Annotated in this window: 22 protein-coding genes; 7 read left to right on the forward strand and 15 right to left on the reverse strand. The window is 60.9% G+C overall.

The genetic code is table 11. The annotated features are described in order from the left end of the window. Nucleotides 1-17 precede the first annotated feature (17 nt). Nucleotides 18-1,412: an FAD-binding oxidoreductase gene (locus tag AYR47_RS05325; protein ID WP_016979015.1), complete on the reverse strand. Its 1,395-nt coding sequence runs from the start codon at nt 1,410-1,412 to the stop codon at nt 18-20. 204 nt (nt 1,413-1,616) lie between these two features. Between AYR47_RS05325 and serA the strand changes: the two genes are divergently transcribed. Continuing rightward, nucleotides 1,617-2,846 carry a phosphoglycerate dehydrogenase gene (serA, locus tag AYR47_RS05330; RefSeq protein ID WP_003195214.1) on the forward strand — a complete coding sequence of 410 codons (1,230 nt, stop codon included), beginning with the start codon at nt 1,617-1,619 and terminating at the stop codon, nt 2,844-2,846. A gap of 63 nt (nt 2,847-2,909) precedes the next feature. Here the strand turns inward: serA and AYR47_RS05335 are convergent, their stop codons facing one another. After that, a complete protein-coding gene (locus AYR47_RS05335) occupies nt 2,910-3,350 on the reverse strand; it encodes a DUF4399 domain-containing protein (protein ID WP_033897576.1) in 441 nt (146 codons plus the stop codon). Nucleotides 3,351-3,484: 134 nt separating this feature from the next. Between AYR47_RS05335 and AYR47_RS05340 the strand changes: the two genes are divergently transcribed. After that, nucleotides 3,485-4,009 (forward strand): transporter substrate-binding domain-containing protein, encoded by a 525-nt coding sequence (locus AYR47_RS05340; RefSeq protein ID WP_033897575.1) that lies wholly within the window; start codon nt 3,485-3,487, stop codon nt 4,007-4,009. Here the strand turns inward: AYR47_RS05340 and AYR47_RS05345 are convergent. After that, on the reverse strand, nt 4,003-4,491 hold the full coding sequence (locus tag AYR47_RS05345) for a DUF523 domain-containing protein (RefSeq protein ID WP_061434530.1): 489 nt from the start codon (nt 4,489-4,491) through the stop codon (nt 4,003-4,005). The genes AYR47_RS05340 and AYR47_RS05345 overlap by 7 nt on opposite strands. A 2-nt stretch (nt 4,492-4,493) precedes the next feature. Further along, on the reverse strand, nt 4,494-5,126 hold the full coding sequence (locus tag AYR47_RS05350) for a 2OG-Fe(II) oxygenase (RefSeq protein ID WP_033897573.1): 633 nt from the start codon (nt 5,124-5,126) through the stop codon (nt 4,494-4,496). Between the two features lie 131 nt (nt 5,127-5,257). On the opposite strand from AYR47_RS05350, the gene AYR47_RS05355 reads away from it, so the two are divergent. After that, a complete protein-coding gene (locus tag AYR47_RS05355; protein ID WP_033897572.1) occupies nt 5,258-6,010 on the forward strand; it encodes a DUF2059 domain-containing protein in 753 nt (250 codons plus the stop codon). Nucleotides 6,011-6,016: 6 nt separating this feature from the next. Here AYR47_RS05355 and AYR47_RS05360 read toward each other — a convergent pair whose 3' ends face one another. Next, nucleotides 6,017-6,937 (reverse strand): alpha/beta hydrolase, encoded by a 921-nt coding sequence (locus AYR47_RS05360; protein WP_061434531.1) that lies wholly within the window; start codon nt 6,935-6,937, stop codon nt 6,017-6,019. A 99-nt stretch (nt 6,938-7,036) separates the two neighbouring features. Between AYR47_RS05360 and AYR47_RS05365 the strand changes: the two genes are divergently transcribed. Both AYR47_RS05365 and AYR47_RS05370 read left to right on the forward strand, forming a co-directional pair. After that, a complete protein-coding gene (locus AYR47_RS05365; RefSeq protein ID WP_033897570.1) occupies nt 7,037-7,612 on the forward strand; it encodes a DUF6436 domain-containing protein in 576 nt (191 codons plus the stop codon). A 31-nt stretch (nt 7,613-7,643) separates the two neighbouring features. Continuing rightward, complete coding sequence (locus tag AYR47_RS05370; protein WP_061434533.1) at nt 7,644-9,998, forward strand: penicillin acylase family protein; 2,355 nt, start codon at nt 7,644-7,646, stop codon at nt 9,996-9,998. On the opposite strand, the gene AYR47_RS05375 is transcribed toward AYR47_RS05370, so the two are convergent. Continuing rightward, nucleotides 9,984-10,892, reverse strand: a complete 909-nt coding sequence (locus AYR47_RS05375) for an AraC family transcriptional regulator (protein WP_061434535.1) — start codon at nt 10,890-10,892, stop codon at nt 9,984-9,986. The two genes, AYR47_RS05370 and AYR47_RS05375, sit on opposite strands and share 15 nt — an antisense overlap. Nucleotides 10,893-10,995: 103 nt before the next feature. On the opposite strand from AYR47_RS05375, the gene AYR47_RS05380 reads away from it, so the two are divergent. Beyond that, on the forward strand, nt 10,996-11,349 hold the full coding sequence (locus AYR47_RS05380; RefSeq protein ID WP_016973032.1) for a carboxymuconolactone decarboxylase family protein: 354 nt from the start codon (nt 10,996-10,998) through the stop codon (nt 11,347-11,349). Here the strand turns inward: AYR47_RS05380 and AYR47_RS05385 are convergent. Then, entirely contained in the window at nt 11,327-12,292 is a 966-nt protein-coding gene (locus tag AYR47_RS05385) for a GlxA family transcriptional regulator (RefSeq protein WP_033897567.1), read from the reverse strand. The two genes, AYR47_RS05380 and AYR47_RS05385, sit on opposite strands and share 23 nt — an antisense overlap. 197 nt (nt 12,293-12,489) lie before the next feature. On the opposite strand from AYR47_RS05385, the gene AYR47_RS05390 reads away from it, so the two are divergent. Next, nucleotides 12,490-13,131: an HD domain-containing protein gene (locus AYR47_RS05390; protein WP_061434537.1), complete on the forward strand. Its 642-nt coding sequence runs from the start codon at nt 12,490-12,492 to the stop codon at nt 13,129-13,131. Between the two features lie 81 nt (nt 13,132-13,212). On the opposite strand, the gene AYR47_RS05395 is transcribed toward AYR47_RS05390, so the two are convergent. The 8 genes from AYR47_RS05395 to AYR47_RS05430 form a co-directional block, all read right to left on the reverse strand. Next, entirely contained in the window at nt 13,213-14,097 is an 885-nt protein-coding gene (locus AYR47_RS05395; protein WP_033897565.1) for an ABC transporter permease subunit, read from the reverse strand. Beyond that, nucleotides 14,094-15,014, reverse strand: a complete 921-nt coding sequence (locus AYR47_RS05400; protein WP_016979002.1) for an ABC transporter permease subunit — start codon at nt 15,012-15,014, stop codon at nt 14,094-14,096. The genes AYR47_RS05395 and AYR47_RS05400 overlap by 4 nt, the downstream gene beginning before the upstream one ends. Next, a complete protein-coding gene (locus AYR47_RS05405; protein ID WP_033897564.1) occupies nt 15,011-16,153 on the reverse strand; it encodes an ABC transporter ATP-binding protein in 1,143 nt (380 codons plus the stop codon). Before AYR47_RS05405 ends, AYR47_RS05400 begins: the two co-directional genes overlap by 4 nt. Nucleotides 16,154-16,224: 71 nt before the next feature. Next, nucleotides 16,225-17,319 (reverse strand): polyamine ABC transporter substrate-binding protein, encoded by a 1,095-nt coding sequence (locus tag AYR47_RS05410; protein ID WP_010207338.1) that lies wholly within the window; start codon nt 17,317-17,319, stop codon nt 16,225-16,227. A 154-nt stretch (nt 17,320-17,473) separates the two neighbouring features. Then, nucleotides 17,474-18,568 (reverse strand): polyamine ABC transporter substrate-binding protein, encoded by a 1,095-nt coding sequence (locus tag AYR47_RS05415; protein ID WP_033897598.1) that lies wholly within the window; start codon nt 18,566-18,568, stop codon nt 17,474-17,476. A gap of 197 nt (nt 18,569-18,765) precedes the next feature. Further along, nucleotides 18,766-20,130 carry an aspartate aminotransferase family protein gene (locus AYR47_RS05420; RefSeq protein ID WP_061434539.1) on the reverse strand — a complete coding sequence of 455 codons (1,365 nt, stop codon included), beginning with the start codon at nt 20,128-20,130 and terminating at the stop codon, nt 18,766-18,768. Nucleotides 20,131-20,188: 58 nt separating this feature from the next. After that, nucleotides 20,189-21,547 (reverse strand): glutamine synthetase family protein, encoded by a 1,359-nt coding sequence (locus AYR47_RS05425; protein ID WP_028618371.1) that lies wholly within the window; start codon nt 21,545-21,547, stop codon nt 20,189-20,191. A gap of 79 nt (nt 21,548-21,626) precedes the next feature. Next, on the reverse strand, nt 21,627-21,866 hold the full coding sequence (locus AYR47_RS05430; protein ID WP_033897563.1) for a hypothetical protein: 240 nt from the start codon (nt 21,864-21,866) through the stop codon (nt 21,627-21,629). Nucleotides 21,867-22,098 lie beyond the last annotated feature (232 nt).

Consider the following 22,098-nt stretch of genomic DNA (forward strand, 5'->3'; position numbering starts at 1 on the left):
CGACTCCTTCAGGGCGATTAAACAGCGAAGATCTTGCCAGGGTTCATGATCCCGTTCGGGTCGAACACGGCTTTAACGGCCTTCATGTATTCGATTTCAACCGGCGAGCGGCTGTAAGTCAGATAGTCACGCTTGGTCATGCCCACGCCGTGTTCGGCGGAGATCGAACCGTTGTACTTCTCGACGGTTTCAAACACCCACTTGTTCACGGTGGCGCACTTGGCGAAGAACTCGTCCTTGCTCAGGTTTTCCGGCTTGAGGATGTTCAGGTGCAGGTTGCCGTCGCCGATGTGACCGAACCAGACGATTTCGAAGTCGGGGTAGTGTTCGCCGACGATCGCGTCGATTTCCTTCAAGAACGCCGGCACTTTGGAGACAGTCACCGAGATATCGTTCTTGTACGGGGTCCAGTGGGAAATGGTCTCGGAGATGTACTCGCGCAGTTTCCACAGGTTGTGCAGTTGGGTTTCGCTCTGGCTCATCACGCCGTCCAGCACCCAGCCCTGCTCCACGCAATGCTCGAAGGTTTCCAGCGCATGGTTGGCGACTTCTTCGGTGGTGGCTTCGAATTCCAGCAGCGCGTAGAACGGGCACTCGGTTTCGAACGGCGCCGGCACGTCGCCACGGCCCATGACCTTGGCCAAGGCCTTGTCGGAGAAAAATTCGAAGGCAGTCAGGTCCAGCTTGCTCTGGAACGCGTGCAAGACCGGCATGATCGAATCGAAGTCGGTCGTACCGAGTACCATGGCGGTGAGGTTTTTCGGCGCACGGTCCAGACGCATGGTGGCTTCGACCACAAAGCCGAGGGTGCCTTCAGCGCCGATGAACAGCTGGCGCATGTCGTAGCCGGTGGCGTTCTTGATCAGGTCGCGGTTCAGTTCCAGTACGTCACCCTTGCCGGTGACGACCTTCATGCCGGCCACCCAGTTGCGAGTCATGCCGTAGCGAATCACCTTGATCCCGCCGGCATTGGTGCCGATATTGCCGCCAATCTGGCTGGAACCGGACGATGCGAAGTCCACCGGGTAGTACAGGCCCTTTTCTTCAGCGACGTTCTGCAATTGCTTGGTGACCACGCCCGGCTGGCACACAGCGGTGCGGTCGGTGAGGTTCACGTCGAGGATCTGGTTCATATAGTCGAACGACACGACCACTTCGCCATTCGCCGCCACGGCAGCGGCGGACAAGCCGGTACGCCCGCCCGATGGCACCAGCGCCACCTTGTGGGTATTGGCCCAACGCACAATGGCCTGGACCTGCTCAGTGGTCTTGGGGAAGACAATGGCGGTCGGCGCGGGTGCGAAGTGCTTGGTCCAATCCTTGCCGTAAGCCTCCAGGGAGTCTGCATCGGTCAGCACTTTGCCGGGCTCAACCAGGGTCTTTAGCTCATCAATCAGGGCAGGATGGGTCATCGACAGAACTCTCGAACAATTCATGGTCATCCTGAGAACGCTTCACGTCGCAGGAATGAGTGTTTGCGGGGCGCGTATGCTAGCATACCGCCCCCGCAGGACAGAGCCCAAGGGCGTTTCTGCGGTGACGGCTTTCCTGCCGTCCGGGTCAGCTTGTGCTGCTCGATTCCCTGCCATTTTTCTCCGGGATACAGGTTTACGCAGATGAGCAAGACTTCTCTCGATAAGAGCAAGATCAAGTTCCTTCTTCTGGAAGGCGTCCACCCATCGGCTGTCGACGTTCTGAAAGCCGCCGGGTACACCAGCATTGAGTACATCACCAGTTCTCTGCCGGAAGCCCAACTCAAGGAAAAGATCGCCGACGCGCACTTCATCGGCATTCGCTCCCGCACTCAGCTGACCGAAGAGATCTTCGATCACGCCAAGAAACTCGTGGCGGTCGGCTGTTTCTGCATCGGCACCAACCAGGTCGACCTCAACGCAGCGCGCGAGCGCGGCATCGCGGTGTTCAACGCACCGTACTCCAACACCCGTTCCGTCGCGGAGCTGGTGCTGGCCGAGGCCATCCTGTTGTTGCGCGGCATTCCTGAGAAGAACGCGTCCTGCCACCGTGGCGGCTGGATCAAGAGCGCAGCCAACTCCTTCGAAATCCGCGGCAAGAAGCTGGGTATCGTTGGCTACGGTTCGATCGGTACGCAACTGTCGGTCCTGGCTGAAGGCCTCGGCATGCAGGTGTTCTTCTACGACACCCTGACCAAGCTGCCACTGGGCAACGCCACGCAAGTGGCCAGCCTGACCGAGCTGTTGGGCATGTCCGACATCGTGACCCTGCACGTCCCGGAAACCGCTGAGACCCAGTGGATGATCGGCGAGAAGGAAATCCGCGCCATCAAGAAAGGCGGCATCCTGATCAACGCAGCCCGTGGCACCGTGGTCGAGTTGGACGCCCTGGCCGACGCGATCAAGGACAAGCACCTGATCGGCGCCGCCATCGACGTGTTCCCGGTGGAGCCGCGCTCCAACGACGACATCTTCGAAAGCCCGCTGCGTGGCCTGGACAACGTGATCCTGACCCCGCACATCGGCGGTTCCACTGCCGAAGCCCAAGCCAACATCGGCCTGGAAGTGTCGGAGAAGCTGGTCAAGTACAGCGACAACGGTACGTCGGTGTCGTCGGTGAACTTCCCGGAAGTGGCCCTGCCGGCTCACCCTGGCAAGCACCGTCTGCTGCACATCCACCAGAACATCCCTGGCGTGATGATGGAGATCAACAAGGTCTTCGCGGAAAACGGCATCAACATCTCCGGTCAGTTCCTGCAGACCAACGAGAAGGTTGGCTACGTGGTGATCGACGTCGACGCCGAGTACTCGGACCTGGCGCAAGAGAAGCTGCAGCACATCAACGGCACGATTCGTAGCCGCGTGTTGTTCTAAGGTTTCGCCGCAGCATGAAAAAGGGAGCCCCTCGGGGCTCCCTTTTTTGCATCTGAACAAATCTTACTTAACGTTAACCGTGATCACTTTCGAGGCTACAGTGGGCTCGAACTGGCGGTGCACGTTATCGCCAGCCACCAGCTGCAAGGTGTGCTTGCCAGGTGCGAGGGTCAGCTCGGTCTCGGTTTGCGCCTTGCCGAAGTGAATCGACGTGGCCGTGGCTGGAATGGCTTCGTCGGCCTTGAGCGACGTCACGTCCTGGTCGACCAGCAGGTGATGATGACCGGCGCCCGGTACTTGCTTGTCGATCGGTTCCAGGTCCAGGCCCTTGACGCCGAATTTGACGGTGAAGGTTTTGTCGACGGTTGCGCCGTCTTTGGGCGAGACGATAAACACCTCGGCGCCTTTGGGAGCAGGCGTACGAGGGACATCAGCAGCATTCGCCAACATCGAGGCACCCAGCAACAGGCTGGCAAGGGTTGCACGGGACAAAAGGGCTTTCATTCGCTTCTCCAGTTTTTCTGTGAAATCTGTAGGGTTATGACAACTTCGCGACAAATTGCTGTCCAAGGCACTCAACACCATAGCAAAGCGATGCTGAACGGCGCCTCGCACATTAAAAATCTCTAGGAGTGACCATGCGCTTTTCGCCTGGCCTGTTACTTTTGCTGTCCCTTCTGAGCCCATTGGCGCATGCCGAACTGCTCGATGATGTATTTGACCGGGGCGAACTGCGCATTGCAGTCGTGGCCGAAAACCCGCCATTCAGCTTCAAGGAAGGTGACAAACTCACCGGCTTGGAAGTGGAACTCGGCGAGCAACTGGCCAAGGAGATGGACGTGCGCCCGTCGTTCATCATCACCGATGCGGCTGACCTGCTGCCGGGAGTGGAGAGCGGCAAGTACGACGTGGCGATGAACTATATTGCTGTGACTCCCGAATTGCAGGATCGGTTCGATTTCAGTGAGCCTTACGGCGAATCCCGGGGGCGCATGACAGGCCCGTCGACCCTCTACGCGATGCCGTTCCAGAAGGGCAACCCGGCATTCAAGTCAAGCCTGAACAACGCACTGCAACGATTCAAATCCGACGATCGATTCAGGAAATTGTTGCAGAAGTGGCTTGTCGATTACTCCAATCGTCCGGCCGCCCAAACTCAATAATCGCCAGTGTTCAATGCCTGGGCTGCCTGCACCAATTCCAGTTCACTGAACACCAGCACGCCGTGGCGTTTGAGCAGCGCAGCTGTCACGCCTTCGCCGCTGACCTTTACACCGGTGAAGGTGCCGTCGTAGGTCAGCAGGTTGCCGCACGACGGGCTATTGGCCTTGAGCACGGCGATGCGGATGTGGTGGCGCTGCACCAGCTCCAAGGCCTGGCGCGCACCGTCGAGGAAGGCCTCACTGAAATCTTCGCCCTCAGCCGTCAGCACCTGGGCACGCCCCTCCCAGACATCCACGCCTTGCCCGCCGGGAATCTCGGCGGGTGGACGTGGCGTCGGCAAACCACCCGACACCTCCGGGCAGATGGCAACCACACGCCCCTCGGCCTGCCACACCGCCAGTTGGTCAAACGGCCCGCTGGCGCCACCGTCATAGCGCACCTTGTGCCCCAGCAGGCAGCGGCTGATCAGTATTTTTTCCATGTTCAGAACGGCTCGTTGCCCCGCCGACGAAACCAGCCGGTGAGGGACAGGCGTTCGCGCGTGGCGGGCATGACTTCGTGGGGCACTTCGCCCGACAGGAACACCACCAGGCAACCGCCGGTGGGCACCACATCGTATTCGACGTCGTCCTTGAGGTACATGCGCAATTGGCCGCCGTGTTCGGGCAGCCAGGCGTCGTTCAAGTAGATCACCGCCGAGACCATGCGCCGGTCATCGTCGCGGAAACGGTCCAGGTGCTTGAGGTAGAACGCTCCCGGTGGGTACATCGCGAAATGGCTTTCGAAATCTTCCAGGCCGAGGAACAGGCCACGGTTCATCGCCAAACGCAGGCTGTCCATCAGCGCCATGTAGGTGTCGCAGACCGCCGCGTCACCGTCTTCCAGCCACTGGATATGGTCACCGCGAATGCCTTCGCGAATTTCCTGGGCCGGGCCGCGCCCCACCGCCGCCGGGGCCAGTTCACCCTCGGCCGCACGTTTACGGCACTCAGCCGCCAGTTCCAGGGTCAGAGCCTGGGGCAGGAAGCCGTCCTGCCGGGACCAGCCCTTTTCGGCCAGGTCGTCGACAATACGTTGCAGCAAGGGGTGATCGAGGGGTATTTGCATGGCGCGCATAGTATCCATACGCCTGTGAATCCGACAGAGCCGCCGAGCGTCTGACTGCACTTTAGTCAGGTGACTGATAGGACTTCTCGACAAATCCTACGCCCGACACGGACAATAGTGGCCGACTGACAGGAGTCCATATGCGTCGTTTGTTTTTTTCCTTGCTGATGTTCTGCGTTTTGCCCGCCTGGGCAGACGGCCATGACCAGTTGTACAAGGTCGCCGGCTGGGCCGAACAACGTGCGCATTTCAATGATGCCCTCAGTGCCGCCCAGCAGCGTTACCGCAACAGCTTGCCACCGGCGGTGTACCAGGCGCTGGTGGACAACAGCAATAAACGCTTCGCCGCCCAGGCTGTGGACCAGCGTGCCGAAGCGCAATTGCGCAAGAATCTGGCGGATCCCAAACCTGCCCTGGCGTTTTTCCAATCGCCCCTGGGCCGAAAGATTGTCGCCGCCGAGTTGCTCGCCACGCGCCGTGATCAACTGGCGAAAAACGCCCAGGGCCTGCCGAAAATCCAAGCCGACGCGACTCGCAGCCTGATCATCGGCCACCTGGCCCAGGCCCTGCCCGCCCGAGAAGCCGGTGCGGAAGTCAGCCTGGCGATTGCCGGAGTCGCGGCCGATAGCTTGAGCCAGATGATTCCCGGCCTGCTGGGCGGTGGGCAAGCACAAGGCATGTTGAACGGCCAGCGTGAGCGGTTGATGCAGCAGATCGACAAGGATCTGAACAACACGCTGCTGTACGTCTATCGGGATTTGTCCGACCCGGAGCTGGAAGAATTCGCGACGTTTGCCGAGTCACCGGAGGGTAAGGCGTATTACCAGGCGGCTCTCGCTGCCATTCGCGCCGGACTGGCAGTCGGCCAGAGCACCTCAAGCCTGGCGCCCTGATCGCCATCACACACGGTCGGTGAGGTACTTGAAATACACCTCGCGAATCTCCGGAATCTCATTGGCCAGGTGATGCCTGCCACGCGGCAGCATCAACACCTCGGGCTGGTCGAACTTGCCGCGTAACACCTGCAGGTTGTGCTGCCAGTCCACCGTCATGTCTTCCTCGCCTTGAACGATCACCGGCCGCCGGGTGCTGCGCGGTGCGGCTTCGATGCGTTTGATCCAGCGCGCCAAAGCGCCGACCCAGGCAGTCGGCAGTTGGCGCGGTTGCAGCGGATCGGCTTCCAGGAACGGCTTGAATGCCGGGTCGTGGGTGTTCTCGCTGAATCGCCGCGCAATGCCTTTGACGAACGGACGCAGCAGGTAATAGCTGACCTGCGACCACCCCCAGGCACGTGGCCGCACCAGCGGTGACAGCAGAAAAGTCTTGCCCTGGGCCGGGCTGTCGGCGCCATGGTTGAGTAGGTGATCCACCACCACCGCACCACCGGTACTTTGCCCGAACAGGTGCCAGGGTTGCGGCAGTTGCAGTGCTTGCGCCTGGGCAAACAGCGCCTTTACCACCTGCTGATACACCGCAAAATCATCGATGCTGGCACGCGCGCCGCTGGACAGGCCATGCCCCGGCAGATCGCAGGCGATCACCACGAAACCCTGCTCCAGCGCCCACTTCACCACATGACGGTACAGCCCCATGTGGTCGTAGAAACCATGGAACATGAACATCGTCGCCACCGGCGATTGCGGCCACCACACCTGGGCCACCACCTCAAACCCCTCCACCTCGAAACGCCCCAGGCGGCTCACGGCCTGGTCCAGCCCGTAAAAACGCTGGTAGACCCGCGCCTCGGCTGAAAGCGGTTGCGCATCCACCAGGGGCCGCAAGCTTTCGCGCAGATGATCAGGGTCAAAGGTAACGGGCATAAAGGCTTCCAGACTTGCGGCAAAGATGAATATCGAGCTGCGATATTCATCTGTCAGGACAAGCATGGCAAGCTACGCGACCTTCGAGGATACATCTGAATGCGACAGCCCTACCGCACCGCCTTGTTCGCGAGCCTGATCCTGGTGATCTGCGCTGGCGTGCTGTGGGCGGCGTATGACTGGTTCCAGGGCCGCTACCTGCGCGCCTTCAGCGAGCACACGGCGGTGTTTTCCGGCGACCCGTTGAAGCTGCCTGCCGACCTCGCCGGGCCCGGCCCGATCCGCCTGGTGCACTTCTGGGACCCGGCCTGCCCGTGCAACGTCGGCAACCAGCAGCACCTGGGCGAGTTGATCGAGCAGTACGCGCCCCAAGGCGTCGAGTTCTACGCGCTGCAACAGCCCGGCAGCCACGGCCAACTGCCCGACAACCTGCGCAGCATGAAAACCCTCACCGCCCTGCCCGGCGCCGAGCAGGTGCCGGCCAGCCCGGCCGTGGGTATCTGGGATCGCAGCGGCAAGCTCGCGTACTTCGGGCCCTACAGCGAAGGCCTCACGTGCAATTCCAGCAACAGTTTTATTGAGCCGATCTTGAAGGCCCTTGAAACAGGACGCGAGGTAAATGCCACGCACACCCTGGCGGTGGGCTGCTATTGTTCGTGGCCAAAAGGCTCGTAGCTCGCCACCCCACTCTTGGTAAGGAATGTTCATGAAGCGCGTCTTGCGGGTTCTCGCGGTTCTTGTCGTACTGGTCGCCCTCGGCGCCGGTTGGTACGTTTACAGCAAGCAGCCCACCCGCCAGGGCACGGTCACACTGGCCAACCTGCAAGGCTCGGTCACCGTGCGTTACGACGACCGTGGCGTGCCACACATCCAAGCCGAGAACGAAACCGACTTGTATCGCGCCCTGGGCTACGTGCACGCCCAGGACCGCCTGTTTCAGATGGAGATCATGCGGCGCCTGGCCCGAGGCGAACTGGCCGAGGTGCTGGGGCCCAAGGTGCTGGAGACCGACAAGCTGTTCCGCAGCCTGCGCATTCGCGACCGTGCGGCCACCTATGTGGCGCAACTCGACCACGAGTCGGCGCACTGGAAGGCGCTGCAAGCCTACCTGGACGGAATCAACCAGTATCAGGACAGCCACGCCAGCCCGATGGAGTTCGACGTGCTGGGCATCCCCAAGCGGCCGTTTACCGCCGAGGACACCATCAGCGTCGCCGGGTACATGGCCTACAGCTTTGCCGCCGCGTTTCGTACCGAGCCTGTGCTGACGTACATCCGCGACCAACTGGGCAGCGACTACCTGAAAGTCTTTGACCTGGACTGGCAACCCAAAGGCGCCCTCAACCTCGCCGCCAGCGATTGGCAGACCCTCGGCGCCCTCGCCTCCCTGAGCGAACAGGCCCTGGCCGACAACGGCCTGCCGCAGTTCGAAGGCAGCAACGCCTGGGCCATCAGCGGCAACCGCACCAAGAGCGGCAAGCCTTTGCTCGCCGGTGACCCGCACATCCGTTTCTCGGTGCCGTCGGTATGGTACGAGGCGCAGTTGTCGGCGCCGGGTTTCGAGCTGTATGGCTATCACAATGCACTGGTGCCGGTGGCGTTCCTGGGGCACAACCTGGATTTCGGCTGGAGCCTGACCATGTTCCAGAACGATGACCTCGACCTCATCGCCGAGAAGGTCAACCCGGACAACCCCAACCAGGTCTGGTACCACGACCAGTGGGTCGACATGAGCAGCACCGAGCAACAGATCGCGGTGAAGGGCCAGGCGCCGGTGACGTTGACCCTGCGCCAATCGCCCCACGGCCCGATCATCAATGACGTGCTGGGCGAAAACGCCGGCAAGACGCCGATTGCCATGTGGTGGGCATTCCTCGATACCCAGAACCCGATCCTTGAGGGCTTCTACCAGCTCAACCGCGCCGACACGCTGGTGAAGGCCCGTGCGGCGGCGGCCAAGGTGTCGGCGCCGGGACTAAACATTGTATGGGCGAATGCCAAGGGCGATATCGGCTGGTGGGCGGCCGCGCAGTTGCCGATCCGGCCGGCCGGGGTCAACGCCGGGTTTATCCTTGACGGCAGCACCGCCCAGGCCGACAAGCTGGGCTTCTATCCCTTCAGCGCCAACCCCCAGGAAGAAAACCCGGCGCGCGGCTACGTGGTGTCAGCCAATGCCCAGCCGGTCTCGCCGACCGGCATGGAGATTCCCGGTTACTACAACCTGGCCGATCGCGGCCAACAGTTGAACGCGCAGTTGAGCGACAAGAGCGTGAAGTGGGATGTGAACAACAGCCAGGCCTTACAGCTCGGCACCACCACCGCCTTCGGCCCGCGCCTGCTGGCGCCGCTGTTGCCGGTGCTGCGTGAGGTGGTCAAGGATCCGGCGCAGTTGAAACTGGTGGAGCAGCTTGCAAGCTGGAAGGGTGACTACCCGCTGGACTCCACCAGCGCCACGCTGTTCAACCAGTTCCTGTTCAACCTGGCCGACGCCGCTTTCCACCCGAAACTCGGCGACGGCATGTTCAAGACCCTGCTCGGCACCCGCGTGATCGACGCCGCCCTGCCACGCCTGGCCGCCGCGCCGGATTCGCCGTGGTGGGACGGCAAGCGCGCCGACACCGTCAAGCTCGCCTGGGACAACAGCCTTGCGCACCTCAAGTCCACCTTCGGCGATGACCCAAGCCAATGGCAATGGGGCAAAGCCCATACCCTGACCCACGGCCACCCGCTGGGCTCGCAGAAACCGTTGGACCTGGTCGTCAATGTCGGCCCGTTCCCGGCGCCGGGCACCCACGAAGTGCCGAACAACCAGTCAGCCAACATCGGCCCGGCACCCTGGCCCGTTACCTATGGGCCTTCGACCCGCCGTCTGATCGATTTCGCCGACGCGGCCCACGCGTTGACCATCAACCCGGTCGGCCAAAGCGGGGTGCCGTTTGACCGGCACTACGGCGACCAGGCGGAAACCTACATCGAAGGCGGCTACGAACAGGCGCACTTCACCGACGAGGAAGTCACCGCCAACACCCGTGGCACCCTCAAGCTGCTACCCGCCCGATGACCGCAGGCGCCCCGGCGCCTCGCCATAGGTTTCCTTGAATTTCTTGCTGAATGCCGCCTGGGACTGGTAACCCACCTGGGCGGCGATATCCAGCAGGCTCAGGTGCGACTGGCGCAACAGGTTGAAGGCCAGTTCCATGCGCAACTGGGTCAGCAGCACCCACGGCGACACGCCCGCGACTTTCACGAACGCACGCATGAAGGTGGCGCGTGACATCGTCGCAGCCGACGCCAGGCTGTCGATGGTCCACTCATGCCCCGGATCGGCCAGCATCGCCTGCCAGGCCTTGCTCAGGCGCTTGTCGGCAAGCAGCGCGAAGGTGCCGGCCACGGGCGCCTGGCGCGCCAGCCAGGTGCGCAGGATCAGGGTGAACAGCGCCGACGACAACGCATCGATGAAGGAGCGCGCGCCCAGTTGCTGGCTGTCCGCTTCACTGCGCAGCAGCGCAATCAACGCCGCCAGTTGGCCGTCGCCTTGCCACTCGCGGCTGGACACCACCAGGTACTCCGGCAACGCGCCGAGCAGCAATGACTGGCGGTTGTAGTGGAAGCTGCCGCAAAGCATGTCGAGCTCCGGCCGGTCGCCGCCCAGGCGATGCACCGGGAGCAGGCCACCCTCGATCACCGTGGGCTGCATCGGCCGGATGCGCGCGCCCTGGCTGCGTAATAAATGGGTAGCGCCGCCGGGCATCAGCAGAATATCGCCCTCCTCCAGCGTCACCTGCTGCCCGCCCGACAACTCGGCGCGGCAGTTGCCATTGAGCACGATGTGGTAAGGCGCCACGCCGAGGCTCTCCGGCGCGTGGTCCAGGGCCCAGTCCCCCTGGAATTGACAGCGTAGATCCAGACTGCCGCGCAGGTTGGCCAGCGCGATGAGTGTGTCGATCGAATTCATTTGCGAGCATCGGTCAAAAAGATGAGCGGATTGAACAATAATGCTACCTCCGAACGGAAGAGACTGGCTTCACACCCACCACACCTGTTCAGGAGTTACCGCAATGTTCAATAACTGGTCCGACTTGCTGCCTACCGTGAAGAAAGCCTTTGGCGCGCTGGGCAAGAGCAACCCGAAGATGGTCAAAGCCTACATGGCGCTGGGCGAAGCCGCCGAAGAAAACAACGTGCTCGACGCCAAGACCCGTGAACTGATCTCTATCGCCGTGGCCATCACCACCCGCTGCGATGGCTGCATCGGCGTGCATGCCGACGCGGCGATCAAGGCCGGCGCCACCCGTGAAGAAGTCGCGGCAACCCTGGCCACCGCCATCTCGCTGAATGCGGGCGCGGCGTACATCTACTCGCTGCGCGCGCTGGAAGCCTACGACACCCTCAAACCGGCGCCGCAAAGTTAAGCCGGAACTGTTGTGGCGTCACGCCCAGCCGGCGGTTGAACACACTGCGCATGTGCTGGGCGTCGCGAAAGCCGCATTGATAGGCGACCGTCTTGAGCGGTGCGGGGCTGCTTTCAAGCATGACCCGCGCCGCGTCTACGCGCGCCCGCTCGACAAACTCCGCTGGTGTGATCCGCGCCTCGCGGGCAAACACCCGAGAGAAATTACGCGCGCTCATATTCGCCGCCTTGGCCAGGTCAGCAATGGTCAAATCCCCCGTCAGGTTCGCCAACACGTACAACTGCACCAGCGCCACCGCCGAGGTGGTTTCGGCATGGGGTGTAAGGAACGGGCTGAACTGCGACTGCCCGCCCGAGCGCTGGGTAAACACCACCAGGCGCTTGGCCACACTCAACGCGACTTCCGGGCCGTGATCCTGGGCCAGCAAATACAGCGATAGATCGATGCCCGCCGTGACCCCCGCCGAGGTGTAGAGATTGCCGTCCTGCACATAGAGGCGGTCGGCGTCGACCTGGGCCGTGGGGCACAAGCGCGCCAGGTCCGCTGCGTCATTCCAGTGAGTGGTCACGGTTTTGCCGTCCAACAGCCCCGCGCGCGCCAGCATGAAGGCGCCATTACAGATCGAGCCGAAACGTTGCGCACGGTCAGTGGCGCCGCGCAGCCAGTCGTCGAACTCGACGCCGAAGTCTTCGAAGGGCAACTGCGGGCCGCCGGCGACCAGCAGCAGGTCGTAGGGCTCAAGCGCTTCGCTGTAATGCCGGTGGGCCTGCAACGCGAGGCCGTTGGAGGCGGCCATGCTGCCGTGGCCGAAGCCGATCACTTCCAGTTGGTAATGGTCTTGCGACGGTAGAAAGCGATTGGCTTCGCAGAACACGTCCATGGGGCCGGTCACGTCCAGTGATTGGACGCCGGGGAAGATCAGGATGGCGACGGTTTTGCCCATGGTCGGAAATAACCTTGTGATGAATCGACGGTAGACGACCGCCTCACCCTAGCGAATCACCCACCAACATGCCACTTGGCACGATGTAGCGGCACATTGGCCGGGATCGCATCCTCGCCGCCATAGCCCCTTCGCGGGCACGCGACCAGACTGGACTCATCGGCGCCGCCCCCGGCGCTTTGTTGAGGAGAACGACCATGAGCACCACCATCGCCGGCATCCAGATCCCGGACAGCGCCCTGGCCAAGGCCACCACCGAATACATCCGCGACGTCGAATCCGACCTGCTCTACCACCACTCCCGCCGGGTCTTCCTGTTCGGCGCATTGAGCGGCGAACGCAAGCAGCTCGCCTACAACCCGGAGCTGCTCTACGTCGGCGCGATGTTCCATGACCTGGGCCTGGTGGAAGGCCATCGCAGTGACAACGAGCGCTTCGAAGTCGACGGCGCCAACGCGGCGGCGGCCTTTCTCAAGCCTTACGGGCTGAGCGATGACGATATTGAACAGGTGTGGCTGTCCATCGCCCTGCACACCACACCGGGCGTGCCGCAGCATCTGCGTCCGACCGTGGCGCTGGTGACGGCCGGTGTGGAAATGGACGTGCTGGGCATGGACTACGCCGCGTTTTCTACCGTGCAGCGCGAAGCCGTGGTGCATGCGCATCCACGCGGCGAAGGGTTCAAGGAGTGCATCATCTGCGCGTTTGCCGACGGCTTGCGCCATCGTCCGCAGACCACGTTTGGCAACGTGAAGACGGATGTGCTGGTGGATCAGGAGCCGGGGTTCAACCCGATGAATTTTGTGGAGGTGATTCGTAAATCCCCTTGGGTGGCATAACCCCCCAAGGTGAATCGAACACTGTGGCGAGGGGCAAGCCCCCTCGCCACAAAAGCCCGCACCGCTCGACGGCGACGGGTGTTAGACCGGTGCAGCCGCCCGGCGCTTGTCCGGCTGTTGCCAGCCATCCGCCGCCGCTTCTTCGATGGCTTGCTGGATCGCCTTCTTGCGCATTTCTTCGGCACGACGGCTGAAGAACCACACCAGGAAGGTCACCAGCGACACCGCCAACAGGATCAGGCTGGCCACGGCGTTGATCTCGGGTTTAACCCCAAGGCGCACTGCCGAGAACACTTCCATCGGCAAGGTGGTGGAACCCGGCCCCGACACGAAGCTGGCCAATACCAGGTCATCCAGCGACAGCGCGAACGACATCATGCCGCCCGCCGCCAACGATGGCGCGATCATCGGGATGGTGATCAGGAAGAACACCTTCCACGGCCGCGCACCCAAATCCATTGCCGCCTCTTCGATCGACAGGTCCAGCTCACGCAAGCGCGCCGACACCACCACCGCCACGTACGCCGCACAGAATGTCGTGTGGGCGATCCAGATGGTGACGATGCCACGCTCCTGGGGCCAGCCGATCATCTGCGCCATGGCCACAAACAGCAGCAACAGCGACAGACCGGTGATCACTTCCGGCATCACCAACGGCGCAGTCACCAGGCCGCCGAACAGCGTGCGACCCTTGAACTGGCTGATGCGCGTCAGCACGAAGGCCGCGAGCGTACCCAGCGCCACCGCGGCCACCGCCGTGTAGCAGGCGATTTCCAGGGAGCGTGCCACCGAGCCCATCAACTGGGTGTTGTCCAGCAGGCCCACGTACCACTTGATCGACCAACCGCCCCATACCGTCACCAGTTTGGATTCGTTGAACGAGTAGATCACCAGGATCAGCATCGGCAGGTAGATGAACAACAACCCCGCCACCAGCATAAAGCTGGAGAATCTGAAGCGCTTCATATCTTGCCCTCCATCTCTTTGGCTTGGCTGCGGTTGAACAGGATGATCGGCACGATCAGGATCGCCAGCATCACCACCGCCAGGGCAGACGCCACCGGCCAGTCACGGTTGTTGAAGAATTCTTGCCACAATACTTTACCGATCATCAGGGTTTCCGGGCCGCCCAGCAGTTCCGGGATCACGAACTCGCCCACCACAGGGATGAACACCAGCATGCAGCCGGCGATGATGCCGTTCTTGGACAGCGGCACGGTGATCTTCCAGAAGCTGTTGAAGGTGCTCGAACCCAGGTCGGATGCGGCCTCCAGCAGGCTCTGGTCGTGTTTCACCAGGTTGGCGTACAGCGGCAGGATCATGAACGGCAGGTACGAATAGACCACGCCGATATACACCGCAATATTGGTGTTGAGGATCTGCAGCGGTTCGTTGATCAACCCGATGGACATCAGGAAGCCGTTGAGCAAGCCGTTGTTGCTGAGAATGCCCATCCACGCATACACGCGGATCAGGATCGCGGTCCAGGTCGGCATCATGATCAGCAGCACCAGCACGGTCTGCATCTCTTTGCGCGCGCTGGCGATGGCGTAGGCCATCGGATAGCCGATCAGCAGGCACAGCAGCGTGCTGAAGAACGCCATTTTCAGCGAGCCCAGGTACGCGGCGATGTACAACTCGTCGTCGCCGAGCATCGCGTAGTTGCCCAGGTTGAGCACCAACTGCAGTTTCTGCTCAACGAAGGTGTAGATCTCGGTGTACGGCGGGATCGCAACGTCGGCTTCGGCAAAACTGATCTTCAGGACGATGAAGAACGGCAGCATGAAGAACAGGAACAGCCACAGGAAGGGAATGCCAATGACCGCATGACGACCACTGGGCGTTATTCGTTGCAGGCGGCGCTTGAGCTTCTTCATGTTCATGAGCGAAGTACCACGCCGCTGTCGTCTTCCCACCACACGTAGACCTGGTCACCCCAGGTTGGCCGCTGGCCACGGCGCTCGGCGTTGGCGACGAAGGACTGCACCAGCTTGCCGCTCGGCAGCTCCACGTAGAACACCGAGTGGCCGCCCAGGTAGGCGATGTCGTGCACCTTGCCGCTGGACCAGTTGTGTTCGCAGGTCGGCATTTCGGTGGTGACCAGCAGTTTTTCCGGGCGGATCGCGTAGGTCACCGACTTGTCTTCCACCGACGTGGCGATGCCGTAGCCCACGTAGATGTCACGGTCCAGGTCAGCGCACTTGAGCACCGCGTGGCCTTCGGCGTCGTCCACCACTTGAGTGTCAAAGATGTTGACGTTGCCGATGAACTCGCACACCAGGCGGCTGGTAGGCGTTTCGTAGATGTCGATCGGGCTGCCGATCTGGGCGATCCAGCCCAGGTGCATGATCGCGATGCGCTCGGCCATGGTCATGGCCTCTTCCTGGTCGTGGGTCACCATCACGCAGGTCACGCCGACGCGCTCGATGATTTCCACCAGTTCCAGCTGCATCTGCGAACGCAGTTTCTTGTCGAGGGCGCCCATGGGCTCATCGAGCAGCAGCAGTTTCGGGCGCTTGGCCAGGGAACGCGCCAGGGCCACACGCTGACGCTGGCCACCGGACAACTGGTGCGGTTTGCGTTTGGCGTACTGGCTCATCTGCACCAGCTTGAGCATCTCGGCCACGCGGGCGTCGACTTCAGCCTTGGGGATCTTGTCCTGTTGCAAGCCGAAGGCGATATTCTGCGCCACGGTCATGTGCGGGAACAAGGCGTAGGACTGGAACATCATGTTGATCGGCCGCTCGTAGGGCGGCATGTCAGTGATGTCTTCGCCGTCGAGGTAGATGCGGCCCTCGGTCGGGCGCTCGAAACCTGCGAGCATGCGCAGCAAGGTGGACTTGCCCGAACCCGAACCGCCGAGCAAGGCGAAGATCTCGCCTTTCTTGATTTCCAGGGACACATCGTCCACGGCAATCGTCTCGTCGAACTTCTTCGTGACCCGGTCGATTTTGACCAGCACCTTCTTCGGTGTCTGGTCCCCTTCGAGGGCTTTCTTATAGGCGCCGGAGGCAACTGCCATTTACGAAACTCCCAACAAAATTGCTGTTCGCCCGATGCAGGCGAACCCAGGATAGTTTGAGCTTTAAAGCTTTATTTGCCCGTCTTGACCTTGGTCCAGCTACGGGTCATCAAACGTTGCACTTTCGGGGGTAGCTCGAAGTTGACAAAGGTCCTGTCGAGTACCGCCTGCGGTGGGTAAACCGCTTCGTCCGTGCGTATCGATTGCTCCATCAGTTTGTCCGCCCCTGGGTTAGGGTTGGCATAACCGACGTAATCACTGACCTGGGCGATCACCTCAGGTTGCAGCAAATAGTTGATGAAGGCATGGGCCTCTTTGACGTTGGTGGCATCCTTGGGGATGGCCAGCACGTCGAACCACAGGTTGCCGCCTTCTTTGGGAATCGTGTAGGCGATGTTCACGCCTTTGCCAGCCTCGGCCGCACGGGCCTTGGCCTGGAACACATCGCCGGAGAAACCCGCCGCCACGCAGATGTTGCCGTTGGCCAGGTCCGAGATGTATTTGGAAGAATGGAAGTAGGTCACGTACGGCCGCACTTTCAACAGCTTCTCTTCGGCCTTCTTGTAGTCATCCGGGTTCGTGCTGTTGGGGTTCAGGCCCATGTAGTTGAGCACCGCTGGCAGCATTTCGTCCGCCGAGTCCATGAACGACACGCCGCAGGTCGCCAGCTTCTTCATGTTCTCCGGCTCGAACAGCACCGCCCAGGAGTCGATATGGTCGACGCCCAGCACTTCCTTCACTTTATCGACGTTGTAGCCGATGCCATTGGTGCCCCACAGGTACGGCACGGCGTACTGGTTGCCAGGGTCATTCTTTTCCAGGCGCTTGAGCAGCGCCGGGTCGAGGTTGGCGTAATTCGTCAGCAATGACTTGTCGAGCTTCTGGAACGCCCCGGCCTTGATCTGCTTGCCCAGGAAGTGGTTGGACGGCACCACCACGTCGTAGCCGGTACGCCCGGCCAGCAGCTTGCCTTCCAGGGTTTCGTTGGAATCAAACACGTCATACACGGGCTTGATGCCGCTGGCCTTTTCAAAGTTGGCCAGGGTGTCGGTGCCGATGTAATCCGACCAGTTATAAATATGCACCGTCGGTGCGGCCTGCACGCTCAACGTCAGCGTGATACCTGCACCCACCAGCATGGCTTTGCGAAATAAAGAAATTGGCAAGTGGAGGTCCTCTTAAATAGTTGGGCCTTAAAGTTGTTGCCCGGCAACAAAACCGGCGCGCAACTTACCCTCGATAAACCGATCCGGCAAAACTTTCTGTCATTTAATTGTTTCGATAACCACCGCGCCAGGCGCGGTGGTTAACAAAGACCGGTTATTTCCCGGACTTGATCTTGGTCCAGCTGCGTGTCATTTCACGCTGGGTGGCAGCCGGCAGGTCAGCAATGGCATAGAGCTTGGCCTGTACGTCCGCTGGCGGGTAGATGCCCGGGTCGCTGGTGATTTCTTTGTCGACCAGTGCGGTGGCCTTCTCGTTACCGTTCGGGAAGTGCACGCTGTTGGTGATCGCCGCCATGACTTCCGGTTTGAGCAGGTAGTTCATGAACTTGTAGGCGGCGTCGACGTTCTCGGCATCTTTAGGGATGGCGACCATGTCGAAGAAGCTGCCAGCGCCTTCTTTCGGAATGTCGTAGGCCACCTTGACCTTGCCACCGGCTTCAGCCGCGCGGGACTTGGCCTGTTCGATGTCACCCGAGTACCCCACGGCCACGCAGATGTTGCCGTTGGCCAGGTCGGAGATGTACTTGGACGAGTGGAAGTAGCCGATCGAAGGACGGATTTTCAGGAACAGGTCTTCAGCCTGCTTCAGGTCGGCCTTCTTCTGGGTGTCGGTCGGCAGGCCCAGGTAATGCAGCGCTACCGGCAGCATTTCGGTTGGCGAATCGAGGAAGCTCACGCCGCAGCTTTTCAGCTTGGCGATGTTCTCTGGCTTGAGCAGCACGTCCCACGAATCGATCTTGTCCACGCCCAGCGCGGCCTTGACCTTCTCCGGGTTGTAACCGATACCGATCGAGCCCCACATGTACGGGAAGGCGTGCTTGTTGTCCGGGTCGCTGACCGACACGGCTTTGAGCAGGGATTTGTTCAGGTTGTCGTAGTTGGACAGCTTGGACTTGTCCAGCTCCTGGTAGACACCGGCCTTGATCTGCTTGGCGAGGAAGTTGTTCGACGGTACGACGATGTCGTAACCGGACTTGCCTGCCAGCAACTTGGCTTCCAGGGTCTCGTTGCTGTCAAAAACGTCGTACACCACTTTGATGCCGGACTCTTTTTCAAAGTTGGCGATGGTGTCCGGTGCAATGTAGTCGGACCAGTTGTAGACGTGCAGCACTTTATCGTCAGCCTGGGCCGCGCCCGCCATTGCGCCCATCAGGGACAAGGCGAGGAGGGTCTTGCCAGCGTTCTTCAAACCTAATGCCTTCATTTGGTGATGCTCCAATTTTTTCTTTTTTGGGCCACAAGCTTCATATGTTTCGAGGCCCAGCCAAAGGGCAACAAAACAGGGCGACAGTCTGGCAAGTTCGAGGGCCGGCTTTCAACCAATGCCCCCATTTTTATAACCACTCAGACGCAGCGCCCGAAGCCGCTGCGTTCTGAGCCTAGCACTTAGCCCTGCAATGCCGCCAAAGTCAGGTCCAGGCACTGGCGAGCCTTGGTCACCAGCTCGTCGATTTCTGCCTTGCTGATCACCAGCGGTGGCGAAATGATCATGGTGTCGCCCACGGCGCGCATGATCAGGCCATTTTCGAAGCAGAACGTACGGCAGATCATGCCGACGCCCTTGCCTTCGTAACGCTTGCGGGTGGCTTTGTCCTGCACCAGTTCAATGGCACCGAGCATACCCACACCGCGCACTTCGCCCACCAGCGGATGATCCGCCAATTCCCTCAGACGTTTCTGCAAATACGGTGCCGTTTCGTCGTGGACACGGTTAACGATTTTTTCATCGCGCATGATGCGGATGTTTTCCAGCGCCACCGCGGCGGCAACCGGGTGACCGGAATAGGTGAAACCGTGGTTGAAATCACCGCCTTCATTAAGCACGTCCACCACTTCATCGCGCACGATCAGGCCGCCCATGGGGATGTAGCCCGAGGTCAGGCCCTTGGCGATGGTCATCATGTCGGGCTTGAGGTCGTAGAAATCGCTACCGAACCACTCACCGGTACGGCCGAAACCGCAGATCACTTCGTCCGCGACAAACAGGATGTCGTACTTGGCGAGGATTTCCTTGATGCGCGGCCAGTAAGTCGCGGGCGGCACGATCACGCCACCGGCGCCCTGGATCGGCTCGGCAATAAAGGCACCGACGTTGTCCACGCCCAGTTCCAGAATCTTCTCTTCCAGCTGGTTGGCGGCCCACACGCCGAATTCTTCCGGGCTCATGTCGCCGCCTTCGCCAAACCAGTACGGCTGGGCGATGTGGCTGATGCCTGGGATCGGCAAGTCGCCTTGCTCATGCATATAGGTCATGCCGCCCAGGCTGGCGCCGGCCACGGTGCTGCCGTGGTAGCCATTCTTGCGGCTGATGATGGTTTTCTTGTTCGGCTGGCCTTTGATCGCCCAGTAGTGGCGGACCATGCGCAACATGGTGTCGTTGCCTTCGGAGCCGGAACCGGTGAAGAACACGTGGTTCATGCCGGCCGGCGCGATGTCGGAAATGGCCTTGGCCAGTTCCAGCACCGGCGGGTGAGCGGTCTGGAAGAACAGGTTGTAGTACGGCAGTTCTTTCATTTGCTTGGCGGCGGCGTCAGCCAGTTCATCGCGACCGTAACCGATCGCCACGCACCACAGGCCGGCCATGCCGTCGAGGATCTTGTTGCCTTCGCTGTCCCACAGGTAGACGCCGTGGGCTTTGGTAATGATGCGCGGGCCTTTCTCTTTCAATTGCTTGAAGTCGCTGAACGGCGCCAGGTGGTGCTCACTGCTCAAGGCTTGCCATTCACGGGTTTGCGGGTTGTTGCTGGACATACCAATCTCCTAGACTTTTCAGTGAAGGGCGCGCCGTTTAAAGGGCGCGCCCGGCGCATCAGACGGCGAAGAGCAGGAATTCCCGCTCCCACGAACTGATCACGCGCTTGAAGTTTTCATGCTCGGCCCGCTTGACCGCGACGTAGCCTGTGATGAATTTCTGACCCAGGTATTTCTCGATGGTCTTGCTGTTTTCCATGCGTTCCAGGGCGTCTTCGATGGTCAACGGCAGGCGCAGGTTGCGTCGCTCATAACCACGACCCACCACTGGCGCGCTCGGGTTATGGCCTTCGACCATGCCGATGTAGCCGCACAACAAGCTGGCGGCAATCGCCAGGTATGGGTTGGCGTCGGCGCCCGGCAGGCGGTTTTCCACACGGCGGTTCTGCGGGCCGGCATCCGGTACACGCAGGCCGACGGTGCGGTTTTCTTCGCCCCATTCCACGTTGACCGGCGCCGAGGTGTCGGGCAGGAAGCGGCGGAACGAGTTCACGTTGGGGGCAAACAGCGGGAGCAATTCAGGGATGAATTTCTGCAGGCCACCAATGTGGTTGAGGAACAGCTGGCTCATGGTCCCGTCTTCATTGGAAAAGACGTTCTTGCCGGTGGCGATGTCGATGATGCTCTGGTGCAGGTGCATCGCGCTGCCAGGCTCGCCGGTCATGGGCTTGGCCATGAAGGTGGCGGCCACGTTGTGCTTGAGCGCGGCCTCACGCATGGTGCGCTTGAACACCAGGATCTGGTCGGCCAGGGACAGTGCATCGCCGTGACGGAAGTTGATTTCCATCTGCGCGGTGCCGTCTTCGTGGATCAGGGTGTCGAGGTCCAGCTCCTGCAGTTCGCACCAGTCGTAGACGTCTTCGAACAATGGGTCGAATTCGTTGGCGGCTTCTATAGAGAAGGACTGGCGACCGGTTTCCGGGCGACCGGAACGGCCAATCGGCGGTTGCAGCGGGAAGTCCGGGTCTTCGCAGCGTTTAGTCAGGTAGAACTCCATCTCCGGCGCCACGATGGGCTGCCAGCCGCGGTCGGCATAGAGCTTGAGGACTTTCTTGAGCACGTTGCGCGGCGACAGCTCGATCGGGTTGCCTTGCTTGTCGTAGGTGTCGTGGATCACCTGGGCGGTAGGCTCGATGGCCCAGGGCACCAGGTACACCGCGTTCTGGTCGGGGCGGCAGATCATGTCGATGTCGGCCGGGTCGAGCAATTCGTAGTAGATGTCGTCTTCGACATAGTCGCCGGTCACGGTCTGCAACAGAACGCTCTCGGGCAGGCGCATGCCTTTCTCGGCGATGAACTTGTTGGTCGGCGAGATCTTGCCCCGGGTGATGCCGGTGAGGTCGCCAATCATGCATTCGACTTCTGTGATCTTGTGGTCTTTCAACCAATCGGTGAGCTGGTCGAGGTTGTTACTCATAAATGCCTCTGGGCTGGGTTTCCTGGCGTCCGTTAAAGGCCAGGCGTTGGTTGACGCAGCATCCGCGTCGTTTTTTCGTTCAGGGTAGGAGCTTACCTGCCATTTGCTGCAGCGTTGCATTCCTCACGCCAAAGTTGTGCGCAATCTTGAGCAGCATGCGAGGCGCAGGCCGTTCGGTGGCAAATGAGGAGGCAAAAAAGAGGTCGGCCCGGGCGTCAAGAATATTGGCCGGTGCGCGGGCATTCACGCGGGAGGAAAGTACGGATGACACAGCCTGGCTGAAGCAGGCCAAGACGCCGTTGGGCGGCAGGTGAAACATGAAGCACCCCGGTATTATTGCTGTTATGGGTTTGAATCGAGCTTAGCCTTGTTCATTTTTTTACACAACACCCCCGTAAAAAATACAACACGGGCCGCTCAAGCCTGCTAGTCCCAAGTCCCTCAAACCCGAAAAACCGCCCCAAAAAGCCCCAAAAAAGCCATCGCAGCGCTTTTTTAGGGCAAAAAAGGCCTCGCTTGACTTCGGCATGCCGTTCGGGTTGACTGAAACC

It is taken from the genome of Pseudomonas azotoformans (assembly GCF_001579805.1).
Taxonomy (GTDB): Bacteria; Pseudomonadota; Gammaproteobacteria; order Pseudomonadales; family Pseudomonadaceae; genus Aquipseudomonas; species Aquipseudomonas azotoformans_A.